This window comes from Neisseria sp. P0021.S005 (genome assembly GCF_051956955.1).
In genome coordinates this window covers 1-2214 of the sequence record NZ_JBQCWY010000508.1, presented here as the reverse complement: position 1 = coordinate 2214, position 2214 = coordinate 1, and the positions used below count along the sequence as shown (strand labels likewise).

Here is a 2214-nt window from a genome sequence, read left to right as displayed (position 1 = left end):
CTACTGCTGTCCACTGCATTGGAAATCAGCGAATCCAAACCGCGTCCCAATCCAACTTTTGCTTTTGCCATATTGTTTTCCCTTTCAGACGGCCTCATTGTTGAAATGACGTATTCTATCGGATATTGCCGCTTTACGACAATTTGAATCACGATGATTTGACTATTGCCATTTATTTACGGAGCGAAACCGCAAACATGCCCCTTAAAGCGTTACTCAAACGGATTTCTTCCGCATTTTCCAACATCGCGCGCGTTATGTGGGTTTCCTTGATTGTATCCACACCTAAATATAGCTGCGGCTGCCTCAATACCGCTTGGCGCATTACTCCGTTCAAAATATCCAAATCCAAAGACGGCGTGAGCCATTGTCCTTGATATTTGACGAACACATTGCTTCTTCCACCCTCTAACAACAGGCCGTCTGAATTGAAAAACAAGCTGTCAAATGCGCCCTGCCCTTCTGCCGTTTTCCATGCTTGGTCAAAAGTTTCACGGCGTGTGGTTTTGAAACGGCGCAGATAATCGCGTTGGCTTAATGTGTGCTCACTCAAGATGACGTATTGCTGCCCATCCAATTCGGAAACAGCCGCATGGCTCAATGCAAGGCCGTCTGAAAACAAAGCAGCTTTGACTCTAAATAACCCAATTGGCAACGCATCTATATAGTGTTGAATTTGCTCTGCCGCATTTTGAGACCAAGGCAGGTTGAGCGCTTGTGCCGAGCTGTTCAGACGGCCTAAATGCAAATCGAGCAAACGGCATTGTTTGTCTTCCGCACGCATGGTTTCAAAAATACCGAAATCAGGCCGCAATTCATTCAGAAAACGCGCCTTCCAACCGCACTCGCGATATTCAGCTTCAGGATCGCTATCAATCACAATCCCCGAACCCACACCATAAACGCCTTGATAAAGGCCGTCTGAAACCGGCTTCAAAGATAATGTGCGAATCACGACATTGAACACACCTTCAAACCCCAAACCCGTATCGCACGGATGCAAAAAGCCGATGCTGCCTGTGTATAAACCACGCGGTTCGGATTCAAGAGACTCAATAATCTGCATACTCATGCGTTTGGGCGCACCAGTAATACTGCCGCACGGGAAGGCTGCACGGAAAATATCAGAAACCGAAACATCAGGCAGCGCCTGCGCCTCGATGGCACTGGTCATCTGCCAAACACTGCCGAAACGGGAAACTTTAAACGGTTCAGGCACACGTACTTTGCCCGTTTGCGCGATTTTGCCGAGGTCGTTGCGCAACAAATCGACAATCATCACGTTTTCGGCACGGTTTTTCGGGTCGTTTCGCAATTCAACGGCGCGGCGTTCATCTTTCCCATCGTGAAGAATCGGCGCAGTACCTTTCATCGGCTCGGTTGTGATCAGGCCGTCTGAATAGATTTTGAGGAAAAGTTCGGGAGAAAAACACAAAGTCCACGCATCCTGCCCTGCCCCGTCGGGCAGACAAGACAACACGGCATATGGCACAGGCTGACGCAAACGGCGGTAAAGCTGAATCGGATTGCCGTAAGTTTGCAGGTGCAGGCGTGCGGTGTAATTGATTTGATAAGTATCGCCGCGGCGGATGGCTTCGTGGATTTGACGGATATGCTCGAGATAATCGGCTTCGGATACAGAGAATCGGGGAGTGGAGATGCCTGCCTCAAGGCCGTCTGAATGATTAGCCAGCCAGCTTTCGGTATCGATTTCTGCATAATCAGCAAACCAGTGCAAACGCAAATTGCCACTGCGCGCGGATGAAATATCCATCAGTGGCAATCCGAATTCGTAGTCTGCAAACAACACTGCATGCAGGCCTTTTTTCCAACCTGCCTGCAAAACATCTTCCAACGACGCCAGTTCGTTATGATGAAAAAGGCAGCTTTCCACATGATTTTGATAGAGTTTTGCACGACCGCTTACCGCATCGTCGAACAGGGCGAAATAAGGCATGATGTATTATACAAATAGGCTGATTATACGCTGTTTTTACAAAAATTATCAAACAAGCCGAAAAAAATCGCTTATGTGTAATTTTATGTAGGCTAACACAGCATAAAGAGGTAAAATCAAGTCATACCAAACCATATCATTTAAAACTTAATCGATAAGGAGACTTTATGGCAGACCACCAATTAGAACCGTTCGAGAATGTTGAACTGGGCGAGAAACAAGACCAGCTGCAAGTATTCGAAAAGGCTGTTTTGGAA

General features: G+C 47.3%; 1 protein-coding gene. It reads right to left on the bottom strand.

The annotated features are described in order from the left end of the window. Nucleotides 1-172 precede the first annotated feature (172 nt). Nucleotides 173-1957 (bottom strand): bifunctional chorismate-binding protein/class IV aminotransferase, encoded by a 1785-nt coding sequence (locus ACTHUE_RS16215; RefSeq protein WP_219089309.1) that lies wholly within the window; start codon nt 1955-1957, stop codon nt 173-175. Nucleotides 1958-2214: the final 257 nt, after the last annotated feature.